This window comes from Ruegeria faecimaris (assembly GCF_900182615.1).
GTDB lineage: Bacteria > Pseudomonadota > Alphaproteobacteria > Rhodobacterales > Rhodobacteraceae > Ruegeria > Ruegeria faecimaris.
Window position 1 is genome coordinate 50747 of sequence record NZ_FXTE01000012.1, and the last position, 23597, is coordinate 74343.

Genomic DNA, 23597 nt, shown 5'->3' on the forward strand with positions numbered 1-23597 from the left:
ATCCCGCAATCCAACAACAGAGAGGTTCACAATGACCAAGGATAATGGGACTATTTCCAAGCAAAAGTTCATGGAAGAGCTTCGCCGGTACCAAAAGGGTTCCGTCACACGGCGACATTTTTTGGGCGTGACAGGTCTTGGGATGGCAACGGCCGTTCTGGGCACGGCTATGCCTGGGTTGCGTCCACGCCCGGCATTTGCTGCCGGAGACATTGGCGACCGAGTGATCCTCGCCACGTGGCCGAACTACCATGACGAGATGAACTTCGAAGCCTTCACGGAAGCCACTGGCGCTCATGTTCAGGTCAATGTTTTTGGCTCGAACGAAGAGATGTTGGCAAAACTGCAGGCAGGTGGGTCTGGTTGGGACGTTTTCGTACCGACGAACTACACGATCACTACGTATGTGGGCGAAGATCTGATCATCCCGCTCGATACGTCCAAACTGCCAAACTACGACGCAGGTTCATTCGAACAACGCTTTTCGGATGCCGGCTCTGTCGATGGCCAACTTTACGCGGTGCCGAAAAACTGGGGCACGACCGGCTTTGCAGTGAATACTAGCAAGCTTGACGGCGCTCCGACTCCAACCACATGGAAAGAGTTCTGGGACCTTACTATGGAAGGTTACTCAGGTCGGACAATGGTGCATGATTACCAACTCACCACCATCGGTAATGCCCTGAAATACTTCGGCTACTCCTTCAACTCGGTCGATGAGAAGGAACTGGCCGATGCCGAGAAATTGTTGCTGGATGCTAAACCGCATCTGTTTGCAATCTCGTCGGACTATCAGCCACCGATGCGTAACGGTGACGCCTGGATGACGATGTGCTGGACAGGTGACGGCAAGCAGATGAATGTCGACATGCCTGAAATCGCCTACGTTCTGGGAGCTGAGGGCGGTGAACTCTGGTCCGACTACTACGCTATTCCTAAGGGCGCACCCCATATGGATGCCGCTTATGCCTTGATCGACTTCCTGCTGAACCCGGAAGTTAATGCGAAAGAAGTCCTCGCTCATGGCTATCCATCGGCTGATGCTCGCACCAATGCGTTGCTGCCGAAGGAATTGCTGGAAGATCCGATCCTTTATCCGGCAGCTGACCTTCTGAGTGCGCTCGAGTTCGGCGCGGCGGCTACGCTAACCGATCCAAACCGTGCCGAGTTGCTCGCCCGCTTCAAGTCGGCCTAAGCGGCAAGGCCGCCAATATCGGAAAAGACGAGGACAATATGACCGAACGAGGCAGAAAAGCACTGTTGCTGGCACCGGCAGGAATATGGCTTTTGGTAATGCTTGCCCTTCCTCTGCTGGTCGTCTTCGTCTTTTCATTTGGCGAACGGGGTGCCGCCGGAGGCTATGTTCCAGCGTTCACGTTGGAACAATATGCCAACCTTCCTGCGCGATGGACGGCGTTTAAGAACACTTTGATCCTTGCACCTCTGGGGACTATCGCTGCGTTGGTAATTGCCTACCCGCTCGCCTACTTTCTTGCGGTGCGTTGTTCACCAAAGTGGAGAACTTCGCTGTTGATCCTGGTGATCGTGCCGTTCTGGACATCGATCCTGATCCGGTCATACGCATGGATTTTCATCCTTGGGGGGCGTGGCTTGCCCGCTTTACTGGAGTCGATCGGCATCGATGATGTCCGCCTGATAAATACGCCGTTCGCCGTGCTTGTGGGGATTGTCTATGGGTATCTACCTTTGATGGTTTTCCCAATTTTTGTAAGCTTGGACAAACTGGATAAACGCCTTCTGGAAGCCTCGGCTGATCTCGGCTCTACCCCATGGCGTACGTTCCGTCAGGTGACACTTCCTTTGTCGGTACCTGGTATCGCAACTGGCTGCATGCTGGTCTTCATCTTGCTGATGGGCGAGTTTCTGATCCCAGCGATCTTAGGTGGCGGAAAGGTCTTTTTCGTCGGAAATGCGCTGGTGGACCTGTTCCTGCAGTCTCGAAACTGGGCGTACGGATCGGCGGTCGCAATGACTCTGGTTGTCGTAATGCTTGTCACTGTCTCAATTTACATGAAATTCATCTCGCGTCTGGGTGGCCAGCGCGAAGATGTCTCGCTGATGTGAGGATCCGATGCGCTTATACGCGATTTGCGTCTACCTTTTTCTCTATATTCCCATCGGCATCATCGCGCTTTTCAGCTTCAATGCCGGACGACACGCAAGCCAGTTCATGGGTTTCTCGACCCAATGGTATGGCAAAGCGCTCAACAACCCATTTGTTATGGACGCGCTCGAGACCAGTCTGCTTGCAGCATTCATAACTGCTTGCCTCGCATCCACTCTCGGAACTATGGCTGCCATCGCTTTACAAGGGGTTAAGGGATGGCTCCGAACTTTGTTCGACGCGATGATTTATGTTGCGATAATGATACCCGGTATCGTCATTGGTATCGCGACGCTCATTGCCTTGGTTACCGTATTCGGCTGGCTTAACCCAGTTCTTGCCAGCCTATGGCCCGATGGAGCAAATCCCCCGCAACTTTCCATGGGGATGCCCACGCTTGTCGCTGCGCACACCATGTTCACAATGGCGCTGGTCATAATCATCGTACGTGCAAGGCTATCGGGTATGGACCGCGCGCTCATGGAAGCTTCGGCGGACCTCTTTGCGACGCCCTGGGGCACCTTTCGGCAGGTGACACTGCCGTTGATAGCCCCGGCAATTTTGGCGGGCTTCCTGCTCAGCTTCACTTTCTCATTTGATGATTTCATCATCGCGTTCTTCGTAGCTGGCTCAGAAACAACCCTGCCAATCTACATATTCTCATCCATCCGGCGCGGCGTAACGCCCGAGATCAATGCCATAGGCACTATGGTTATGGGCGCGTCGCTCTTGCTTCTCGTTACAGCGCAACTTCTTTTGCGCCGAGGCGCCTCAAAATCGAATAGTTAAATAAAGGAGCCAAGTGACATGCGGCTTGCAGGTAAAGTCGCGCTCGTGACGGGCGCGGGATCAGGAATTGGTCGGGCGGGTTCAATGGCAATGGCGCAAGAGGGTGCGCATGTCATGGTAACGGATCGCGATGCAACACTTGCTGACGCCACTGTGGCCGAGATCATTGCACAGGGAAATCAAGCATCTGCCTTACAGCTTGATGTAACCGATGACGATGCCCTTACCAAAACCATAGACGAAGCAGTTAAAAACTTCGGTCGGCTTGACGTGTTGCACTCTCATGCTGGGTTACAGATCGAAGGAACGCTGGAAGAAGTGGAACCGGTTGGAATGGATGCTTCTTGGGCATTGAACGTCCGCGCCCACTTCATTGCCGCGCGTGCAGCCGTCCCCCATATGAAATCACAAGGTGGAGGCAGCGTGATCGTCACTGCTTCCAATTCTGGCGTTCAATACGACCGGGGTATGATCGCCTATGCGACCACAAAGCACGCAGCTGTTGCGATGGTCCGGCAGATGGCAGCCGATTACGCTGTCCATGCAATCCGTTTCAATGCCCTTTGTCCAGGATTTGTGGACACCCCCTTCAATGCAGGCTTCGAGAAGCAGATGGGTGGCCGTGCCAAACTGGAAAGCTACATCGAGCAGGCGATCCCTATGAGCCGGTGGGCGACAGTTGAAGAGATTGGCCATGGGATCGTCTATCTAGCTTCAGATGAATCCGCTTTTATGACTGGGCAAGCCTTGGTTATCGATGGCGGTGAATGCATTTAGTGATGGGTTGGACCACTCAAGAGAATGTCTATCGCCGCACTTCATTTTTTGCGAGCACATTTCAGCCCGCTTTGGGCTCAGCTCGGCCCGATGCTCGCGCGGCAATACCGTTGTGATCGGCTGATCGAGACCGGCCATAGGAGGATCGGGTCAAGTCTTTGATCTTGTGTCATGTCGTTCAATGCACGGACGTTGGGAAATCAGGAGCCATAGTTCGCGCTTCAGGCGGCGAAACCAGGGAGTGAGCCCAAATTGTCGAATACTGCGGAGCCGTGTTAATGTCTGCATACGATGCTCTGGAAGCCAAAATGACCAAACACCCCAGTCAAGTGAACGATGAAAGACCCGCCATTCTCTGTGTTGCAGGCTTTGGTGACAATGCGAGCATGTTTGAAGGATTGGCTGACACCCACCTCGCCAACAGCTATCGTTTGCTACCCATCAATCTTCCGGGATTTGGCGCTCAGCCTCTGGCAAAGGCAACAACTCTTGAAGCACTTGCACAAACCGTCGCCGACAAAGCGATCAAGCACGGAGCTGAGATCATTGTCGCTCATTCGGTTGCTTCAATCATAGCCTCCCTGGCCGCCAAAAGGGCCGACTGTCCTTTGACAACCATTATTTCTCTAGAGGGTAATATCACCGCCGAGGATGCCTATTTTTCTGGAACTGCCGCGGACTACAGTGATCCGGTTGCGTTTCGTGCAGCTTTTCTTGAGCGGCTTGATGAAATGGCGAAAACGGCACCAATCATCCGACGGTATCGTAATGAAGTATCGAAGGCCGATACTCTGGCGCTGTGGCAACTCGGCACCGACGCACGGCATTTTTCAGCAGGCTGCGTGCCCGGCGAGCTTTTGCAAAGCGCGGCAAATGTGATTTATCTCTACAATCCTGACAACTGTCCGGACAGCACCGTCCGGTGGCTGGAAGAAAACAAGATGGATCGGATTATTCTCGAAAACGCCACTCACTGGGCGAGCGTAGATCAGCCCAAAAGGCTTGCGGAAATGATTGCTGAGGCACTCCACCGATAGGCGAACGCAGCCGTTCACAATTGGATAGATGAAAGTTGGCTTTGTATTGGATTTCCGCAAGAAACGGGTCGCGGTGTCGCGGTCACGTAAGCTAATCCGTTAGGTAATAGTTAGTGACGGATTCAGAAGACATGACAAACCAACCCATGCCAGCAATGGATTTAACAGCCGGCGTCATGCTGCTTTTGCTCGCCGCGGTTTGGGGCGGGTCGTTCTTTTTTGGTGAAGTAGCCCTGTCAGAGGTGCCACCACTTACAATTACATTGCACAGGGTTTTTTGGGCGGTTCCTATTCTTGCGCTAATCGTCATATTCAAAGGACTGAGTGTTCCACGCACCCCTCGGGCATGGGGCGCTTACCTCGTAATGGGGGCGCTCAATAATGCCATTCCGTTCTCGCTGATCTTCTGGGGGCAAACGCAAATCGACAGCGGGCTGGCTTCAATCCTAAATGCAACGACAGCAATGTTTGCAGCGGTCGTGGCGGGTTTGCTTCTTAAGGACGAGCCCTTGACTCCGAAGAAGATAGCAGGTGCTGCACTGGGTATTTTGGGGGTGGCCTTCATTATGGGGCCAAGCGCATTGACCGAGTTCAATCCGAGCAATCTGGCACAGCTGGCTATTCTTGGGGCGACGCTCTCTTATGCATTTGCCGGTGTATGGGGCAGGACTGCTCTTTCGGGCCAACCACCGCTGGTGAATGCGCTTGGTATGCTGATCGGCAGCACAGTGCTTATGATCCCGATTGTTCTCGTGATGGATGGCCCCCCAAACTTGGCTCTGTCTTCTGGCGTATGGGCTGCGCTTCTTGGGATGGCCGCACTATCAACAGCACTGGCCTATGTTCTCTATTTCGCAATCCTTGCGCGCGCAGGTGCTGCCAACCTTCTTTTGGTAACCTTACTGATTCCACCGTTCGCTATCGGCCTTGGCGTTTCATTCCTGGGTGAAAAGATGGAGCCAGAGGCTTGGGTCGGGTTCGCCATCATTGCCATTGGCTTTGCTGTAACCGACGGCCGGCTTTTCTCCCGCTTTGTCAGGCGCAAGCCCCAACAAGCAGAATGAGGCGCTTTCTAGAATACTATTGACCACCACATTACGGAGTGACGATCCTCGCCGTCACCAACTGACCCGGCCAAGCGTCGGGTCTATTTTTGAGTAGCGGACACCCCCAACCCGCCAGCACCAGCGACCCCCGTCAGCCCCCGGAACGAGACTCGCCAGCGGTCGTCTCAGCACCAGTGGGCGGGTCTCTAGTGGTCTCGCAGCGGCCTCTCTAGCGGTCAGAAATGCCCCGTGCTCACTCGTCCTTTGTCCTCGTTCCGCGCTTCGCAAAATGCCCCCGAAACCGCCCCAGTTTCTCGGAGGGTATAGCCCCAAGAGCCTGTTGTCGTTCTATGATTGCGAATTAACCATAAGCGTGCAAATTTCACTCGGTTCGTGCAAATCGACGTAAATAAGTTTGTCTACTCACACTGCATCGAAGATGCTACCACCATCTGTGCATTTCTATTGAAAGCGCAGAACACTAGTTTTCCTCAGATAATTGCTGCTGGCTTTTTGTATCGAGCCTCGGGTGGTTGATGCAAAGGCCGCTTCTAGGGTTCGCTCCAGATTTGTTGGTTCCGTTCCCAGATCTTCTCGCCAATCAGGCAGTCATAGTCTGAGGGTGAGGTGTATTGCGCCTTCATAACCTCTCCTGTTGCAGGCGCTGACCCAATTTCCAGTACCAATTTTCGTCGTACGGCCTCCGCAAAGCCCTGCTAGTCAAGCACCGGGACTACGAATAAACCAGGTCCGCCTGTCACACAGTTCTGGTAGTAGACTTCAAGATCGTCGAAGTGCCACTGACTCCCCATACCTTCTTGGGTCATCAGCGGTAACCCATTTATAATAATCGACTTCGACAATACTGCCTCACGGGCCCGCAAAACCGGGCGGAAGTTGCGAAACATCAGCCGCGACAGCTGGTGAGGTCCAAACAAGGCCCGAAGCAAGTACAATCGCGGAAACCAAACCTTTCGACTGGCGCACTATTTGGGAAGCTGGTTGGAGGGTGGCATCAATTGCACTGATCATACCTGTAGTCCCCGTACTCCAGCCAGTTTGCCGAGCCTTCGCTAAAAATCAGAAATTCGGACCTGTCTTCCCCAAGCAGGGCGACGACAAATCCGGCCGGTGGCTCGGAGTTTCCGAAGTAACTGTAGGCCGTCATGGCTCTGATTAACTCGCCGTTGACCGTTACTCGTGCGTCCCACTCCCCCTCCGGGTTTTCCAAAATCATGGGTTCGATCACGCGTTCTATCGCTCCGCCTCCACAATAGACGATGCCTTCGGGTGCTTCGTAGGAGGCTCCCTGGCTGGCATCCGAAGCACATTCAGAACGAAGGGACCGAATTGCCGCGCTGGAACCTTTTAAGTCGAAGATTCCATAGCTGACATCTTGATCAATCATCGACAAATTAACCGATGCATTGGCCGCAAGCTGGTCCAATACAAAACCATAGTCCTGCTGACTATTGAAACTGATCTCGACGGGATAATTGTCAACGATCTGCAACACAGCGTTTTCAGCGCCAACCTGAAATGCCCCAACCTCGGTGGTGCCGTTCTTCAAAAAACGAAAGGAAAGCCCTTGCTTCTCCGCAATGTCCTGGCTGTCCTCATATCCAGCTGGAGCAAAGCGAATACGGTTACACTGAAGCTCTAGCGTCATGTTTCCGGTCTGAATAAATGCATTGGGATTAGGCCCGGAACTGAACGACCACTCCGCCGATGCTGTGGTCGCCATTGCCATCATTAGCGTTCCAATGGAAATCGGTCTGAAACTCATTTTCTCTCTCCATGGTGTTGCGGTTTGCACTTTCATTCAGCAGAGATTCCGACCTGTTGCCCCCACAGCGAGGTCAGGAAGCAGGTGCGCCGTATTCGTTTGCGCCTTCTTGGGAAGGTCGTGTCAGCCACCAGATCATCAGAATGGACAGAACGAATTGCAGAATTGAGACAACGACAATACCGGTCAAGCCCAGGACTGCCGCGGGTCCTCGCAATGCATCGGGGTTTTCGGTCCCTTGCTCCAATACCGAAAAGAACGCCACCCCACCCAGCATAACAAAAAGCGTTGTAATGCTGAGCGCCATCGGCAGCAGCAAGTACCAACCAGGTCGTCCTGTATCATGCAGCCTCCGCCAACCGGCGGCTAGCATTGGAATGAGAACGGCCAGTTGAAAAACAGAGGACAGAACCCGAGATCCTTGGCCTGTTTCGGGGTTTGTCCCGAACAGGATCGAATCCAACCCGGCAAAAACGGCACTTACGAGAACCACAAACAAGAAGAACCACCAGTATTCTGAGCGTATAGCCCGCCCGGAGAACTGGAAGTATTTCGAGAAACACGTTTTAACTGCTTCACCGAATCCCATCTTTCATTCCTTTCTCAGTTTCTGTGCGGCCTCAAAACATTTCGCCGCTCAGGAGAACACACTCTCCCCTCTGGGGACTCCCACTTACTTTTTTGTTTGAAAGCAGAAGCCTATCGTACGAGAGCGTAAAGAAGTTTACGCGCGGAAAAAGTATTGATTTATGAAAAAATATATTCGAACATACGAATTCGACACAACTTTTTTTACCTCCGTTGTTGTCGCTGTCGCCCGATCTACCGGGCCCTTCCGACTGCTGGAGTGAGTGCCGGCGGTCGGAAGGCACTTCACAATAATCTGGCTTGGGAGAACCCGATGCTCGGACTTAACGTACTCGTCCTCTCTCCCAAGTTCGCTCTAGCTTTTGCCAGTGACGTCATTCGGCCATCACGCGTTGTTGGCGGTCTCAGTAGTCAACGTAATGTCGTTCTGCCCCACAAGCCCCCCGCGGCAAGTTTTTGGGAAAGGTAGTCAAAGGATCGAGGTGTGTTCTGTTGGCTGCACAGACGCAAAAGCTTCAAACATGCGCATCCAATTTCACAAATTTCAAAGGAACCAGAGGGAGAAGAAAATGACTAACAAGAAGGTGATGATCGCAGGCGCGACATGTTTCGCATTGCTTGCAGCCTGCGACGACACGAGTACGTCCAGCGCGTCCGCCGAGCTCACGCCCGCTCAGCAGGCATGTTTACGGGATGTAGCCAACACGACAAACAATTCGCAAGTCGTGGTGCTCTCATCCGCGTTTAGCGAGGCGGGAACACAAGTCACTGTAGGCGTTGGTGAGGATCGCGCTCCGTGGAATTGCATTGCCTACAGTGATGGCGCGACAGCTGGTATCGAGTTCCTTGGCGACGAAGGCGCATTGTAGTCTGTTCGCTGTGTATCTCGAAAGCACCAGTCGTGATCAAATTTGAATAACGGCAAGCTTAGACATTCAAACCTCGTAATAGGATTGGGTTTTAACATGCTCAATCATGCTAAGGTTGTAGAAAATGCCCGTATCCAATTCGGTTGTAATTGCGATCATTTGCACTTTAGTGGCCTTTGTTGCAGTTCCAAAATACAGCATTGCCCAAACCTGGGACATCGCATCACAGCACTCTGTCAGCGGCGTAACGGTATATGATACGGATGAGCTGTTAACGTTTGCCGGTCAGTTGGCTTTTGATCGGTCAGGGCGCATCACAGCAGTGGATGTCGCATCAACGATCACGCAGATCTACCGAGAAGACGGTTACTTCTTGGCTGAGGCCTGGCCCGGCCCCGATGGGCAGAGCATAATTGTTGATGAAGGGCGCATTCAAACCATCGAAATTGAAGGTGTAGATACGCGCACGTTCCAAACCCTAGAGAAGATTTTTCAGCCCCTCACCACCTCCTATCCCATAACGCTGAAACGATTTGAGCGGGCGGTTATGCTAGCCGAGGACATACCTGACTTGGAGTTGTCGACCGAACTTGATTACCCGGATCAGGCTGGTGCTCGGCTGAGAGTATTGGGAGAGCCACTGCGAAAACAAGCCGGTAGTGCGACACTCGACAACCCTCCGCGTGAGCTTGGAGAAGCGCTAAGCTTCTATGTCGTGCAAGAGTTTTATTCAACGCTGACCGTCGGGGATATGCTGCGATTTGAGGGATCAGGCAATTACAATTGGGACAAAGACGATGAGCACTCTTTATGGGGCGCTCTTACCTATCGCACGCCGCTGAACAGCAATGGTCTGTACGGTGAGATCTTCTACGGGAACATAAACGCAAAACGTGACCTCTCAGGGGACTTTGCGAGAACAGATATTGACGGCGAGAACTTCACAGTCGCGATGGGTTACCCCGTGATCCGCGATGTGGCCCGTTATGGATATCTTCTGCTGGACTATCGCCTTTCAAAAGCGGATTCAGTCAGTGGTGGCGTTCCACTATCCAGTGACGCGAGTGTCGTTGGCCTTACATATCTTTACGGGCAAAACTATCCAAAGGGACAAGCTCTGGAAGCGGGGCTAACCTTATCTTTTGGTGACAATGACAACGACACGACAGACGCGAATTTTGATGACGGGGACTCTTCGTTCTGGCATTTGAGGGGCGGCATCGGATATGAAAGCCCCCTACCGGGCTTATCGCCCAACACAGCTTGGCGGACAGAGATCTGGGGTCAGTACACAACAGACCGGTTACCCTCTGTCGAAGAGTACTTCCTTGGTGATCGTTATGCGTTGCGTGGATACCGCTTTGACGAAGTAGACGGTGATTCAGGGATCTCAGCAATCTTCGAAGTATCTCACTCCTATTTCCCAAGCTCGCAGAGCGTAAATCGTCTGACGCCCTTCGCTTTTTTCGACGTTGGTTACATCTCGAATAATGATCCCGCCAGTTTCGAAGTGGGAAGTGCAACACTGGCATCGACCGGGTTGGGGCTGGACATCGAGTTTAAGCGAAACTTATTCCTATCCGGATACGTTGGCGTCCCTTTGAGAGACGGTCCTCTGACCGACTCGGGCGACCCAGGCGCGTATCTTGCTCTGACAACAAGTTGGTGAGGATGTTATGAAACTGAACAGAATTGCGTTACTTACAACAGCTTGTTTGATTGCAGAACTGGCCGCTACACAGGTCGTTGCCGGCGGAAATCAGTACGGGTGGTGCCGTGGCGTGGGGAATCCTCACCAGTCAAGCCAAGGATGCGGGCAGGCCGGTGGGCAAGGAACAGGTAATCAAATTACCGGCCCAACTCAGCCGGTAGCAAATCAGTTGCCGCCTAAGGGAACCCAGCAAACGCCCACATCCGTTACTGTTCCAGTCCTTGCGCCGGGCGCGGTTCCGAACGCAATTCCCGGTCAGGTTCCTATCGCGACACCAATAGCGGTTCCCGGTCAGGTTCCCACGCCGGTCCTAGCGCCGACCCTAGCTCCGCCTTTGACTCCAAATGCGACTCCAAACCGGGTTCCGACAGCCGTTCCAAATCAGGTTCCGCCATTGGCTACCGGGCCTACCGCGGTGCCGCCGCAAGTTCCGACTGCAACTCCCAATCAAGTTCCGATAGCTATCCCTGGCCAGGTTCCGCCTCAACCTACCGGCCCAACAGCTGTGCCGCCCCTTGTGCCAACAGCAATACCCAACCAAATACCAGTCGCAGTGCCAGGCCGTGTTCCGCAACCCAGCGGCACTACAGCGACGCCACCGCTTGTCCCAACCGCAACCCCCAATCAGGTTCCCACGGCGGTTCCTGGCCAGGTTCCACAGTTGACACCAAAACCTACGGCAACTCACGTGGCCGTCCCAGGACATCCGAAGCCACAAGGCGTCGTGACAATCATGCGCCCAAAGCCGAGGCCGACAACCGGTACTGTTCAGCAACCTGGCACAACACAAGTGACCCACCATTTAACCCACCAACGTAATTCTAAGAAACACGATCACGTCGCAGCAACTCCTGGACGGCATGACCCGCACGACCTGCCGAGGTTCCGCAGCGCAGCGGCCAAGGAAAACTGGGAATGCGTTGCCAGCGGATTTGGGCAACGTCGGTATGATGCCGGGCGCGGCGTGTTGCTGAACAGCGGGGCACTACGACACCTTGGAAATGTGGATGCGATGGCTCGTGATGTACCAGCACGGCACCCGAAGCATTCCGGATGCATTATCTCGGTCAAACGAAAGCAGCGCTGAAGCTCGCTGGGTAGGTTTTGCTCGGACATTGAGATTAATCGACCAATAGTTCGTCAATTGTCACCTGGTTAACTGGCTTTCGTATTGCCCTTATTCCCTGGCGTTTACGTTGGCTGACGTAGCCCAACAATGCTCCGTACCTATATTTACTTCAAATAGGCCAACAATCTAAAGTGCCGCACTTCCACGAAGAGCCTCCGACCATCTGGGCCGGTCAAATTAGGCAAGCGAAACTTTGAACGGCAACTTTGCAAAGTCAGCTTTGCCCGCGCTGTGCCGTTTCTCTTCCTCAGGGCACAGGAAACGCGGCGCGTGAATGTCGGCTTGAACGGCAACGCCGTATTCATCGCGAAGCCAGAGGCAGAAGCCGCGGACAAGCCGGACCTGCTCGGGAAGCGGTAGCTCGCGCGGCAGGGATGGGCGCAGTTCGCGGATGACTCTTGCATTCTTTCGGCGTTCCGAACGCTCAGCAGCGTTCCAGAGCTCCTCGGCGTTTCCTGTCCAGTTGATCAATTCATGAGACAGGAGGCCACCCTTTCTGCCCGGCGAAAACCGTCGTCTAACCCGCGCATCCCGGAAGGTGGTGCGCGCGGTGTAGGCGGCGGATTTGACGGCGGAGCGACCGTCGGCACGAGAATGCAGGATGTGCGCGCATCGTAGACCGGGCGCCGCACAGAGGTCGGTTTCGGGACCAAAGGCGACTTAGGGGATGAGCGCAGCATTTGTCGTTTGGGCGGGAACCGGGGGTATTCTGCATTCGTAAAAGATCGGCGGGGCGGAGAACAGTCGAACTTTGATCAACAAACCTGTCTGAAACCTGCCAGCACCGGTCTCACATAGAGGTGCCGAGTGATTTTGTCGACCGGCTGTTGGCTCCGGATGGGAAGATCTTCAAATCCGAAGAAAAAGACACTGGCCGCACCTCGCAAACTTGGCATGGCATCGGGACAACATATTTTGTCAAATGGCCGCCGAAGGTTCCGCTCCTTGTGAATAATTATTAGCCTGCGAATATGAAAAACTTAATTTCCCGCGGCATATCGAAGGCCCTTGGCCGTGGCAAACAACAGCCACTTGAAAGCCCCGAGGCTATTCCGCCGGGAAATAAGCATATTCAAATGCCGCGGGAACAAGCCAACGTATTGTCGCGTTGTCTGTCGATTGATCTGGAGGTTGATCCCAAGGAAGCCAAGTTGTTCGCCTTTGCAGCCGTGCCAGACGGTGATGGAGAGGGGATAATTCATCGTAAAGGCGATCCGAAGGCCGCGCTTGAAAAGCTCGACTTGTTTTGCGCCGGTTTCGCACATGTCATTGGACACAATATTCTGCGCCATGACCTGCCGCATCTCATGGCGGTCTCGCCGCGCTTCGCAAAGCTCGCGGACGGACCGATTGACACGCTGTGGCTCAACCCCTTGGCGTTCCCGCGCAATCCCTACCATCATCTGGTCAAGCACTACCGCGATGGGCGGCTTCAAAGTGGTCACGTCAACGATCCCGAGCTCGACGCGCGTCTTGTGTTCGAGGTTCTTCGCAATCAGATCGACGCCTTGGTATCGCTGAACACGTTGTCGCCAGAAACGATGATGGCCTATCACTGGTTGTGCTGCCGAGGTCCCGGTAGCGACGGGTTTGATCGGTTGTTCAGCGACGTGCGCGGGGCGCCTATCCCGACAGAAGCAGAAGCGCACGAGGCCATTCGGAAGTTGCTTAAAGACTTGGCCTGCGGCGCGCAGGTGGACGCCTTGCTCGAGCGGCTCTCGGACACTGGGCTGGGCTGGCCGATGGCATATGCCCTTGCCTGGATTTCGGTCGCTGGTGGGGATTCTGTTATGCCGCCTTGGGTGCGGGCGCAATTCCGTGACGCAGCACGGCTGGTCAAAGACCTGAGAGATACGAATTGTCGTGATCAGCACTGTGCCTATTGCGCAGAGCACAATGATCCCACTCGTGCGCTCGAACGATGGTTCGGTTTTCCAAGTTTCCGCCCGGAACCAATCGACGAGAACGGACGCCCGCTTCAAGAAAAGATTGTGGCGACGGCCATGGAAGGCGACAATTTGTTGGGCATCCTTCCGACGGGCACGGGTAAATCCATCTGTTACCAGATCCCCGCGCTGTCTCGGTTCGACAAGACCGGGGCCTTGACCGTCGTAATATCGCCGCTTGTGGCGCTGATGGCGGACCAAGTTCAGGGCCTGGTTCGGGCCGGAATTTCCTCGGCAGTGACTATTAACGGGCTATTGTCATTGCCCGAGCGTCAGGATGCGCTTGACAAGGTGCGGCTCGGGGATGCTGCGATCCTTTTGATTTCGCCCGAACAACTGCGCAGCACAACAGTTCGGTCCGTTCTGGCACAGCGCGAGATAGGGCTGTGGGTGTTGGACGAGGCGCACTGCGTGTCCAAATGGGGACACGATTTCAGACCCGACTATCGCTACGTTTCGCGGTTTATCAAGGAGAGCTCAGGCGACGAACCGGCTCCGGTGCTTTGCTTGACCGCGACAGCGAAGCCAGACGTCGTGCAAGACATCCGCAATCATTTCAAAGAGCGTTTGGGGTCCGAACTGGTGTTGATCGACGGTGGCGCATCGCGGTCGAACCTGAGCTTCCAGGTGCTGCCAACGCAGCGTGCCACCAAGATGACCGATATCCTCGACACGATCGAAGCCCAGCTTCCGCGCGAGGGCGTGTCAGGGGCCGTCGTCTACTGTGCGACCCGAAACGCAACCGAGCGCGTGGCGGAGTTCTTAAAACAACAAGGCATCGCCGCTGAACGCTATCATGCGGGCCTCAGCGCCGATGACAAACGTGAGATCCAGGAAGATTTCCGCGTTGGCAATCTGCGCGTGATCGCGGCCACCAATGCCTTTGGGATGGGGGTCGACAAGCCGGACATCCGTCTGGTGGTTCACGGGGACGTGCCGGGGTCGCTGGAAAACTACCTGCAAGAGGCGGGTCGCGCCGGGCGAGACCGCGAACCTGCAAACTGCGTCCTGTTGTTCAATACCGAAGACGTTGATCGTCAGTTCAACCTCAGCGCGCGTTCTCGACTCGCGCGGCACGAAATCGGCGCGATCCTGAAGGCGCTTCGGCGCCTTGATGCTCGGACCGGAAAAGGCGGTGAAATAGTCGCTACACCCGGTGAGATCGTTCATGAGGAGAAAGAGCGAGATTTCCAGCGGGACAGCAATACCGACGATACGCGAGTGAAGACGGCCGTCGCCTGGCTGGAAGAAGCACACCTTCTGAACCGCGAAGAAAACCGGGTGCAGGTGTTCCCCGCCTCGCTCCGAGTAAGAAGCATGAAGGAGGTCCGTGAAATCCTTGCATCCGCTGAGATCACCGAGCGGCGGCGCGAGGATCTGGCCGCCATCGTGCAGCATATCATCAACGCGCCGCAGGAAGAGGGCATCACCACGGACGAGCTCTGCGGGGTCAGTGGGCTGACGATGTCGGGCGTTCGCAAAGCTTTGGCGGACCTCGAGGCCTTGGGGATTGCAAAAGATGATACAAACATCACCATCTTCGTGCATGTGCGCGTCGAGAATGCCTCGCCGAAACGATTCCAAGCGGCGTCCCGGTTGGAAGCTGACCTGATTGCGATCCTTAGAGAGCACGCGCCAGACGCGGACATCAATGAGGCTGTGCCCTGCCATCTGGCCTCAGTGGCGCAGGACCTGCGGGAGCGGGGACACGCCTCCGTGCGGCCCGATATTGTCGAGGGTTTGCTCCGTGGGATTGCGCAGGATGGCCGCGACATGGATGGCGGCAGAGGCAATATTGGCCTGCGCAAGGTGTCTAAAGGCAGTGTAATGGTGCGAACGCAAAGATCATGGGGGACAATCGAACAGACCGCTCAGCTTCGCAGGCAGGCCGCAGAGCGATTGGTTTCATTCTTGATCAACAAGGTTCAGGCTGGCCTGCGTGGGAAAGATGTTCCCGTCGAGACCACGCTTGGCGACCTTCTTGCAGCAATCAACAGCGATGCGCTATTGCGGACATCTGTCAATCACCCTGCAAAGCTGATGGACCGGGCGCTTCTGTGGTTGCACGAACAGCAGGTGGTGACTCTGGGCAAGGGTTTGTCCGTGTTCCGCTCGGCCATGACGTTGCACATCAATCAGAAGGGCGGCGCTTTTACCACCCAGCATTTCGCGCCGCTCGAAGACCACTACACTGAACAAACCATCCAGACCCACGTGATGGCGGCATATGCGGGCAAAGGTATCGACGATATCGATCAGGCCCAGCGGCTCGCGCATGACTATTTCGCAATGGATCAGTCCGACTTCATGAAAACTTGGATGCCAGGGAAAATTTCGGAGTTCAGACGGCAGGCAACACCTCAGTCTTACGCCGAGATCGTCGACAATCTGGGGAATTCGACACAAGAGCAGATCGTGCGTGACGACCGCGAACAGACCAATGTCCTTGTCCTCGCGGGGCCGGGGTCGGGCAAGACACGCGTGCTGGTCCATCGCGTCGCTTATCTGTTCCGGATCAAGCGCGAAGATCCAAACGGTATACTGGTGCTCGCCTACAATCGTCACGCGGCCGCCGAGATCCGGGAACGCTTGCGTCTGCTGATTGGCGAAGATGCTCGCTTTGTGACCGTCTTGACCATCCATGCCTTAGCCATGCGGTTGATTGGCGCGAGCTTCGCCGGACGGGAAACGGCCGATGAGCCTGATTTCGAGACGCTTCTGATCGATGCGGCACGTCTTTTGCGTGGCGACGGGCTGGACAAAATCGAGGCCGAAGCCTTACGAGAGACCTTGATCCAAGGGTTCCGATGGATTCTCGTGGACGAATATCAGGACGTTGGGCCCGAGGAATACGCCTTGATCGCAGCGGTGGCCGGTCGCAGTATCGACGACCCCGATCAACGCATCAGCCTGTTCGCGGTCGGCGATGACGACCAGAATATCTATGCGTTTGCCGGCGCATCGGTGCGCCACATCCGGCAATTCGAACAGGATTATTCAGCCAAGCCGGTCTTTCTGACCGACAATTATCGCTCGTCGAAAAACATCATCAGCGCAGCGAATGCCGTGATCGAAGGATCTCGGGAACGTATGAAAACTGGCCATGGGATTACAGTCGACAAATCGAGGCAAAAGGACCCGGCCGGGGGGATCATGGAAAGCCTCGACCCGGTTGCGCAGGGGCGGGTCCAAATCCTTGGCTGCCCGGCCGGAAATGACGCTCAGGCCCTTGCGGCGGTCAACGAGATGATCCGCCTGTCAAAACTGATCCCGGATTGGAGCTGGAAGGGCGCGGCAATCATTTCTCGTGATTGGCGCAAGCTTCTGCCAGTCCGCGATTTTGCCGAGGCGCATGGAATTCCAGTCGAAATGGCGAACGAAAACTTGCCAAGTGTGTGGCGCACCCGTGAGATGCGGAGGTTCATTGGTGGCCTGTGCGAGAGGCACGTTGCCTTGGTCAGCTTGGGCGACCTTACCGAAACTCTGAATGCGATACCCACGAGCCGTTGGACTGACCGGATCGGCGAGGGACTTGGCCAACTTGCGCGTGAAGTTGATGGCAAAGCGCTTCCGAGCCCTGACGTGATCGAATGGTTTGCTGAATGGTCGAAAGACTCATGGGGCGAGCAGCGTGGCCTCAAGTTGTTGACGGCGCATCGCGCGAAAGGCCTCGAATTCGACGATGTCGTGATCCTGGATGGTGGTTGGGAGCGGCCCTCGCGAAACGAAGATCAGGACGCGCCGAGGCGTTTGTTCTATGTCGCCATGACACGTGCGCGGCGCAATTTGATCGTCATGAGTAACGACAATCACGAATACCTTCCCACCGAGTCTCCTTCCGTCGTCAAGCAGAACGTGGTGCCCGACTTGGCGACAGTCCCTGGCCCGCGCCGGTTCTTTCAATCGCCAGAAATGAAGATGGTCGACCTGTCATTTGCAGGGCGCCAAGGTGATCGGCACATTGTTCATGACGCGATCGCTGAAGCGCAGGTCGGCGCGCCAATCAAGCTCGCCAGTGTTGGAGATCGCTGGCAGATCGAGGATATTCAAGGGCGGGTCCTCGGGCGGATGGCAAGAGCATTTACGCCCCCGATTGGCACGAAATTTGTCACCGGCGAGATCGCGGCCATCATACACTGGCGTAAGGAAGATGCCGATGAGCGTTTTCATCACCTGATTAAACGCGCCAATTGGGAAGTCGTAGTGCCTGAACTGGTTTTCGAAGAGGCCAAGGGGGCAGTATAAGATCAGAATGGCAAGTGGGGCGGTCAAGCAATCGTTCGCTGCACTTGCCACTAAGGACTGCTCAGGGCCGTTATCACACATTCCAACAAGATGGATTATTGGCAGCTTTGTCCGCATGGCGGGCCAACACTGTTTTCGGACACCCCCAACATTTCCATGTGAAGTACACATCTTGAGCGGAGCAAATTGTGGAGCAAGTTGTGGAGCAAACAGCCCCTTGCCCATTCAATCAAGCAGACGCAGTCTACATTTAAGGCTTATAAAACAGATTGTTAGCTACAATCTGATCCTGGATAAATGGTGCCCGGGGGCGGAATCGAACCACCGACACGAGGATTTTCAATCCACTGCTCTACCCCTGAGCTACCCGGGCACGGATACGGCTTCTGCCGTTGGGTGGAGGCGTTCTATGACTTGCTACTGGCAGTGTCCAGAGGCTTTTTTACATTTTTTCAATGTGGGCGCGTCATCTCAGTTTCAGTTGAAGAAACATTCTGTTCAACGTCTTCTTCACGCTGCGAAGGAACCGCGTAAGACCCGTTCAGCCACTTGGCCAAATCAATGTCTGCACAGCGTTTCGAACAAAAAGGACGGAATTGAGACACCGTTGGTTCGTGACAGATCGGACAGCTCATTTCAGCACTTCCGCAAGGGAAATCCGGCCGCGTTTGCGTTGCAACTCATAGTGACCCAACGGGGTCCATCCTGCCAGAATCGTCTCGATCGGATCAGACTTGAATGCAGATCGCAAAGCGGCTTCGAAACCGCGCCGGTCTTTCTTGGGCATTGGAGCGAGGTCGAGCGTGATCTGCCCCCCCAACCCACGGACACGCAATGCACGTGGCAGTGCTTTTGCGCAGGCGAAATTGGCCTTGGTTCCGGCGGCCATCGAGGTGTCTGAACCCGTGTTTACATCTACGGCCACCAGGGCGCGGGTGGGCTGGATATAGATGTGTCCGCCCCCGGCCAATGGTTCTGATATTCCGCCCGCCTGATCCAATGCATCCAAGACACCATGCGCCTCAAAGGCGCCGGGCTCGGTGACGACCTCGGCCGGGTCGGTCCAGTCGCGCCAGGCCAAAACATGCGGCCCATCACCTGCGAGCAGAACCTCAGGCTCGGTACCGGGATCGTTCATCACAGCATCGGCATGAGCCAGCATGACGCCGATATCCTCGGCAATCTCTTGGGCATTCTCGCCCTGACAGCAGGACCGCAGGATCAACCCGTGTTCGCTGCCTGCCATGGCCTCATGTGCGATTTCCAGCAAGCGGTCGCGTTCATCCTCATCCCGGATACTGCGCGATATATTCAGGCCCGGTGCATCCGGAGTGACAATCGCAAAGCGGCTTTTGAACAGCACGCGATCCGTCACCGGCAGCGCCTTTCCGGGTTCGACAAAACCGGTCACCTGGACCAGTTTAAGCTCTCCGGGGGCCAATCCTTTGACCTGTCGCAAAAAGGCCTGGCCGTCCGGCGTGGCCAGAAACATCCCGCCCTGCCCCTTGACCGGGCGATCCGCCCGCGCCCGGTAGATGGTACCGGGGGCCGGGGCTTCGGAAGCAATCAGGAAATCGTCAAGCTTTCCGTCCACCATCAACGCCGCTGCCTCGCGGTTGTTGATGTGGTCTAAAACGATGGTACGCCCCTTCATGGTGCCTCACGATACAAAGGATAGCCGATGCCCTGCAGCAAAGCGGCGGTCTCGGATAATGGTAGTCCCACGATGCCGGTAAATGAGCCGGAAATCCATGGGATGAACGCCCCTGCAGGCCCCTGGATTGCATATGCACCGGCTTTGCCTTGCCAGTCACCCGTTGCCAGATAGGCATTGATCTCAACATCCGATAGGCACTTGACCTTGACCTGAGACACCACATCGCGTTGCGATATGCGGTCTCCGCGCCGAACTGCAACCGAGGTAATCACCCGGTGCCGCCGTCCAGACAGAGCGTGCAGAAACTCGGCCGCCTGACCTGCATCTTCAGGCTTTCCCAAGATGCGCCGACCCAGCGCGACCGTGGTGTCCGCACAAAGTGTGACATCATCGCTTTCGGCGGGAACAGCTTGCACCTTGGCGCGTGTGATCCGGTGGCAGTAGGGCACCGGCAGCTCACCTTTCAAAGGCGTTTCGTCAATGTCCGGGGCGCGGATGGCGTCGGGCTGCACACCAAGCTGCGCCAGCAGGTCCAGCCGCCTTGGACTGCCCGATCCGAGAATAAACGCCATGTGTCGGGCGTTACTTAAAGCGATAGTTGATCCGACCTTTGGTCAGATCGTAGGGGGTCATCTCGACTTGAACTTTGTCGCCAGCCAGAACACGGATGCGGTTTTTGCGCATCTTGCCTGCCGTATGTGCGATGATCTCATGGCCGTTTTCCAGCTCGACCCGAAACGTCGCATTAGGCAGGAGTTCCTTCACGACACCGGGAAATTCGAGCGTATCTTCCTTGGCCATGTTGTCTCCATAATTACGTTGCACCCGCAGAATCTACGGGGATGTGCGCCTAAATGAGCCTATTTGGGGCTTATTTCAAGGGCGTATTCACCTAAAGAGAGGATATTGTGACTGTTTCGACTCGACCGCACTGCTCGTCCCAATGGGCGCGGTTCAACACATGGCCATCCCGGCGCACATTGGCGATCGTAGTCAAGTCGACGTCGGCATAGGTCCAGCCAGGTTGGTTCAGCGCACCCTCTGCTAACACTCCGGTCGCGGGAAAACCCTTGTCAGGTGGACCAAAAATACCGCCCGTTCCTGTATTCATATCCACCGCATCGGACCATTCGTTTTTGCCCACCAGAGACGCCATGACCGTAACACATTGGTTTTCCAGCGCACGCGACATAGCCCCGATGCGGACACGCCAGTATCCTGCCAACGCCTCGGTGCATGAGGGAACCAGGATTATATCCGCCTCACTTAGGGCTCTGCCCAGCAGGGGGAATTCACTGTCATAGCAGATCAGGATTCCGATTTTTCCAAGTGGGGTATCAAACAATTTCAGTGGTCCGCCCGGCGCGATATCCCAGTCTTCGCGTTCAAAGCGGGTCATGATCTGTTTGTCCTGATGGTCAAACGTCCCGTTCGGAGCGTAGAGCACAGCCCGGTTTACCGGACGGCCTGACCCGTCAATCACTGGAGCGGATGCGCCCAGGATGTAGGTCTCATGCTCTTGAGCCAAACGCGAATGCAGGGCCTGCACGTCCCCCATCCGATCTGAAACAGCACGGATCGAACGCTCTAGATCACCCGCTACTTCGGCCCCGTCCAAAGTCGACAATTCCATCGCGCCATACTCGGGGAAAACGAGAAGATCTGCCCCCTGCCCTGCGGCATCCGAGACCCAGCGGGCCAGCTTATCTTCATACTGCGCCCAGTTTTCGAGCCAGTCGAGGTTATAGGCGGCGGTGGCAAGTCTCATGGGGCATTCCTTGCAGTCTTAACTCGGCTGAAATCTAAGTGTGCGTTCGTGGACTGTATAGCCCAACCGTGACACATTGAATTTAGGACAGCTAGTTCATTTGTAAGCCCATGGCATACGAACTTCAGCACTGGTAAATGAGAGCAAGAAAATTGAGGATTTTCCAGTGATGAATTTTAGAATCCTTTGCTTGGTTTTAGGAACAACGTGCTTATCTGTGCCCGCGCTTGCGGACTGTTTTGATACGCCAACATGGCACGACGAACCGCTTACTCAGTTGTTTTTGGATGGTTTGGGTGATGGCAAAGAGCAAGACGTTAGACGAGCCAGTTTGACCATGTTGCTTATGTCCAAAGAACCCGCCCGCGAACAGCGGGATGAGTTAAAGTTCTATTTGATGCGGACGGCATTAATGCAATTCGATGGCGACAAAGGGGCGCTCAGGAAGAAACTGCAAGATGGTTCGCTTTATGATGTCATTCAACTGACTGACTTCTCCCGTTCGAACCCGAGGGATCAAAGCAGGATCATCTCCGCTTACTGGTTAAACGGGTGCGTCGAGGAAGCGCTTGAATTACTTGCCTCGACGAACAACTCGCTGACAAGCCAATACTATATGCCAATAGCCACCGGAGATGCCGAGTTACTTCGCAGCCTAGCGCAACGCCTGGAGCCGGGCGGATACCATCAAAAAAGACTAATTACTTTTGCAAAGCTGCTTGAGAGCCCGGACACCAAAGAAGAAACTCTTCAAGAGTTTTTGGATTATCTGGAGTCGGAAAGAACAGGTGCCGAGTCAGAGGATTGGATTGACAGCACTGGAGTAAAGGTTGCTCTGAACGTAATCCGAGGCCAGCAACCGGACCTGGAGCTGTTACCGACTGAACCTGTCTATGACCCGGTCGAACTAGAGCTCAGCGGTATGCGATTCTCAGCCTATGTCGCATGGATGGGCGCCGCTGGATTTTGCGAAGCGACTTGGAAAACATCTTTTGTCCTTCTAGGCACGCCAGCCAAAAGCATGCCCTTCAATCGCGAGCTTCTTGAAGCGTCTGTGATCAGGTGCGTAGAAAATCATGATGGATGAGGGCCGGTAGACGTTGATTTCGGCTTTCTCCGCACAGCGGGCAAAACCACCTACAAATCCCTGATCCAGAATTGCAAAGGCTTCAGCGTCTCGCCTTCTTCACCGATATCCCTCCACGAAAACTGCGCAATAGCGCCGGGCAACGGCTCATACTTCCGCGCGCTCCAAAAAGCATCCAGCGGGCGGTAGGTATCAGGCCGCATCGGGTGATCGGTCGTGCGTTGCACACCGCAAAAGGCGCATTTCGTGAAGCCAAAGCTGCGCGCATGGGCTTCGCGCAAGTCAAAGAACCTATGCCCCACGCCCTGCCCGCGATAGTTGGGCAGCAAGACGGATTCCGCGCAGTAGAAGATCTGGGACAAGTCCAGCCCAGAGCCATCGAAGGCCGCCGCGAAATCGGCGGCATGGTCGGCTAGCGGGGCACCGGTCGATGCGCCGATCAGACGATCCCCGTCAAAGGCACCAACAACGATGGATCTGTCGCTGTCACGGTAGGATTGCAGGTATTTCCGCTCGTATTCCAGATCGCCGTCATAAAGATACGGCCATGCCCGAAACACCTCGATCCGCAAGCGAGCGACGTCATCCAGAACCGCCTCAAGCGCCGCCCCGGTCAAGGCGCGAACGCCTGTGACCTCAGCCATTCGAGACCTGCTTGGTCCAGTCGGCCAGGTTGTAATAGGTGGTGACCCGCGTGATCTTGCCATCCTTCAGGTCAAAGAACGACCCGGCTGGTAGGTGGTAGGTCTGCCCGCGTGCTTTGGGCAGGCCTTCATCCGTCTCAAGATAGGTGCCGTTCACGATGAATTCAGCGGCGGCACGAGTACCGCCCTCGGCCGCGAACACTACGATATCGGTGAGGTTCTCGCGATAGCAGCGGTTCATGTGGTCACAAAAAGCTGCGAATCTCTCTTTGCCCACTCGTATCTGCCCTTCGTTCACATGATGGGCCACGTCGTCGGACAAACAGGCCAGCATGCCGGTTACGTCCCCGGCGTTGAAGGCTTCGAAATAGGTTTTGACGGTTTCGTTCATGG

Annotated in this window: 22 protein-coding genes and 1 tRNA gene; 11 read left to right on the forward strand and 12 right to left on the reverse strand. The window is 55.2% G+C overall.

Annotated elements, in window-relative coordinates; genetic code table 11:
* The first annotated feature begins 31 nt into the window (after positions 1 to 31).
* The 6 genes from FN806_RS16070 to FN806_RS16095 all read left to right on the forward strand — a co-directional run bounded on the left by FN806_RS16070 (position 32) and on the right by FN806_RS16095 (position 5792).
* A complete protein-coding gene (locus tag FN806_RS16070; RefSeq protein WP_142638980.1) occupies positions 32 to 1195 on the forward strand; it encodes an ABC transporter substrate-binding protein in 1164 nt (387 codons plus the stop codon).
* Positions 1196 to 1233: 38 nt separating this feature from the next.
* The gene (locus tag FN806_RS16075; RefSeq protein ID WP_142638982.1) at positions 1234 to 2085 is read left to right on the forward strand and encodes an ABC transporter permease; all 852 of its coding nucleotides are present in this window, start codon (positions 1234 to 1236) and stop codon (positions 2083 to 2085) included.
* A gap of 7 nt (positions 2086 to 2092) precedes the next feature.
* Positions 2093 to 2914 carry an ABC transporter permease gene (locus tag FN806_RS16080; protein ID WP_142638984.1) on the forward strand — a complete coding sequence of 274 codons (822 nt, stop codon included), beginning with the start codon at positions 2093 to 2095 and terminating at the stop codon, positions 2912 to 2914.
* An 18-nt stretch (positions 2915 to 2932) separates the two neighbouring features.
* Complete coding sequence (locus FN806_RS16085; protein WP_142638985.1) at positions 2933 to 3691, forward strand: SDR family NAD(P)-dependent oxidoreductase; 759 nt, start codon at positions 2933 to 2935, stop codon at positions 3689 to 3691.
* Between the two features lie 278 nt (positions 3692 to 3969).
* Positions 3970 to 4728 (forward strand): alpha/beta fold hydrolase, encoded by a 759-nt coding sequence (locus tag FN806_RS16090; RefSeq protein WP_142638987.1) that lies wholly within the window; start codon positions 3970 to 3972, stop codon positions 4726 to 4728.
* Positions 4729 to 4883: 155 nt separating this feature from the next.
* Positions 4884 to 5792, forward strand: a complete 909-nt coding sequence (locus FN806_RS16095; RefSeq protein ID WP_246097280.1) for a DMT family transporter — start codon at positions 4884 to 4886, stop codon at positions 5790 to 5792.
* 698 nt (positions 5793 to 6490) lie between these two features.
* Here the strand turns inward: FN806_RS16095 and FN806_RS20870 are convergent.
* From FN806_RS20870 to FN806_RS16110, 3 genes are all read right to left on the reverse strand, one after another.
* Positions 6491 to 6682: a DUF1194 domain-containing protein gene (locus FN806_RS20870; RefSeq protein WP_142638989.1), complete on the reverse strand. Its 192-nt coding sequence runs from the start codon at positions 6680 to 6682 to the stop codon at positions 6491 to 6493.
* Between the two features lie 107 nt (positions 6683 to 6789).
* On the reverse strand, positions 6790 to 7560 hold the full coding sequence (locus FN806_RS16105) for a hypothetical protein (RefSeq protein ID WP_142638991.1): 771 nt from the start codon (positions 7558 to 7560) through the stop codon (positions 6790 to 6792).
* A 73-nt stretch (positions 7561 to 7633) separates the two neighbouring features.
* Positions 7634 to 8149 carry a DUF805 domain-containing protein gene (locus FN806_RS16110; protein ID WP_142638993.1) on the reverse strand — a complete coding sequence of 172 codons (516 nt, stop codon included), beginning with the start codon at positions 8147 to 8149 and terminating at the stop codon, positions 7634 to 7636.
* Positions 8150 to 8717: 568 nt separating this feature from the next.
* On the opposite strand from FN806_RS16110, the gene FN806_RS16115 reads away from it, so the two are divergent.
* The 3 genes from FN806_RS16115 to FN806_RS16125 all read left to right on the forward strand — a co-directional run bounded on the left by FN806_RS16115 (position 8718) and on the right by FN806_RS16125 (position 11815).
* Positions 8718 to 9017, forward strand: a complete 300-nt coding sequence (locus FN806_RS16115) for a hypothetical protein (RefSeq protein ID WP_142638995.1) — start codon at positions 8718 to 8720, stop codon at positions 9015 to 9017.
* Positions 9018 to 9141: 124 nt separating this feature from the next.
* The gene (locus FN806_RS16120; RefSeq protein WP_142638997.1) at positions 9142 to 10686 is read left to right on the forward strand and encodes a ShlB/FhaC/HecB family hemolysin secretion/activation protein; all 1545 of its coding nucleotides are present in this window, start codon (positions 9142 to 9144) and stop codon (positions 10684 to 10686) included.
* An 832-nt stretch (positions 10687 to 11518) separates the two neighbouring features.
* Positions 11519 to 11815 carry a hypothetical protein gene (locus FN806_RS16125; protein ID WP_142638999.1) on the forward strand — a complete coding sequence of 99 codons (297 nt, stop codon included), beginning with the start codon at positions 11519 to 11521 and terminating at the stop codon, positions 11813 to 11815.
* A 219-nt stretch (positions 11816 to 12034) separates the two neighbouring features.
* On the opposite strand, the gene FN806_RS16130 is transcribed toward FN806_RS16125, so the two are convergent.
* Positions 12035 to 12460, reverse strand: a complete 426-nt coding sequence (locus tag FN806_RS16130) for a MobA/MobL family protein (RefSeq protein WP_142639000.1) — start codon at positions 12458 to 12460, stop codon at positions 12035 to 12037.
* A gap of 473 nt (positions 12461 to 12933) precedes the next feature.
* On the opposite strand from FN806_RS16130, the gene FN806_RS16135 reads away from it, so the two are divergent.
* Positions 12934 to 18048 carry a RecQ family ATP-dependent DNA helicase gene (locus FN806_RS16135; protein ID WP_142639002.1) on the forward strand — a complete coding sequence of 1705 codons (5115 nt, stop codon included), beginning with the start codon at positions 12934 to 12936 and terminating at the stop codon, positions 18046 to 18048.
* Between the two features lie 298 nt (positions 18049 to 18346).
* Here the strand turns inward: FN806_RS16135 and FN806_RS16140 are convergent.
* The 6 genes from FN806_RS16140 to FN806_RS16165 form a co-directional block, all read right to left on the reverse strand.
* A tRNA-Phe gene (locus tag FN806_RS16140) sits at positions 18347 to 18421 on the reverse strand.
* A 79-nt stretch (positions 18422 to 18500) separates the two neighbouring features.
* Complete coding sequence (locus FN806_RS16145) at positions 18501 to 18683, reverse strand: DNA gyrase inhibitor YacG (RefSeq protein ID WP_142639004.1); 183 nt, start codon at positions 18681 to 18683, stop codon at positions 18501 to 18503.
* Positions 18680 to 19702 carry a ribonuclease E/G gene (locus FN806_RS16150; RefSeq protein WP_142639006.1) on the reverse strand — a complete coding sequence of 341 codons (1023 nt, stop codon included), beginning with the start codon at positions 19700 to 19702 and terminating at the stop codon, positions 18680 to 18682. Before FN806_RS16150 ends, FN806_RS16145 begins: the two co-directional genes overlap by 4 nt.
* Positions 19699 to 20277: a Maf family protein gene (locus FN806_RS16155; protein WP_142639008.1), complete on the reverse strand. Its 579-nt coding sequence runs from the start codon at positions 20275 to 20277 to the stop codon at positions 19699 to 19701. Before FN806_RS16155 ends, FN806_RS16150 begins: the two co-directional genes overlap by 4 nt.
* 10 nt (positions 20278 to 20287) lie before the next feature.
* Positions 20288 to 20506 (reverse strand): translation initiation factor IF-1, encoded by a 219-nt coding sequence (infA, locus tag FN806_RS16160; RefSeq protein WP_005978431.1) that lies wholly within the window; start codon positions 20504 to 20506, stop codon positions 20288 to 20290.
* Between the two features lie 91 nt (positions 20507 to 20597).
* Entirely contained in the window at positions 20598 to 21473 is an 876-nt protein-coding gene (locus tag FN806_RS16165; RefSeq protein WP_142639010.1) for a carbon-nitrogen hydrolase family protein, read from the reverse strand.
* Positions 21474 to 21642: 169 nt separating this feature from the next.
* Between FN806_RS16165 and FN806_RS16170 the strand changes: the two genes are divergently transcribed.
* Positions 21643 to 22560: a hypothetical protein gene (locus tag FN806_RS16170; protein ID WP_142639012.1), complete on the forward strand. Its 918-nt coding sequence runs from the start codon at positions 21643 to 21645 to the stop codon at positions 22558 to 22560.
* 50 nt (positions 22561 to 22610) lie between these two features.
* Here the strand turns inward: FN806_RS16170 and FN806_RS16175 are convergent, their stop codons facing one another.
* Positions 22611 to 23204 (reverse strand): GNAT family N-acetyltransferase, encoded by a 594-nt coding sequence (locus FN806_RS16175; RefSeq protein ID WP_142639014.1) that lies wholly within the window; start codon positions 23202 to 23204, stop codon positions 22611 to 22613.
* Positions 23197 to 23595 carry a ketosteroid isomerase-related protein gene (locus FN806_RS16180; protein WP_142639016.1) on the reverse strand — a complete coding sequence of 133 codons (399 nt, stop codon included), beginning with the start codon at positions 23593 to 23595 and terminating at the stop codon, positions 23197 to 23199. Before FN806_RS16180 ends, FN806_RS16175 begins: the two co-directional genes overlap by 8 nt.
* Positions 23596 to 23597 lie beyond the last annotated feature (2 nt).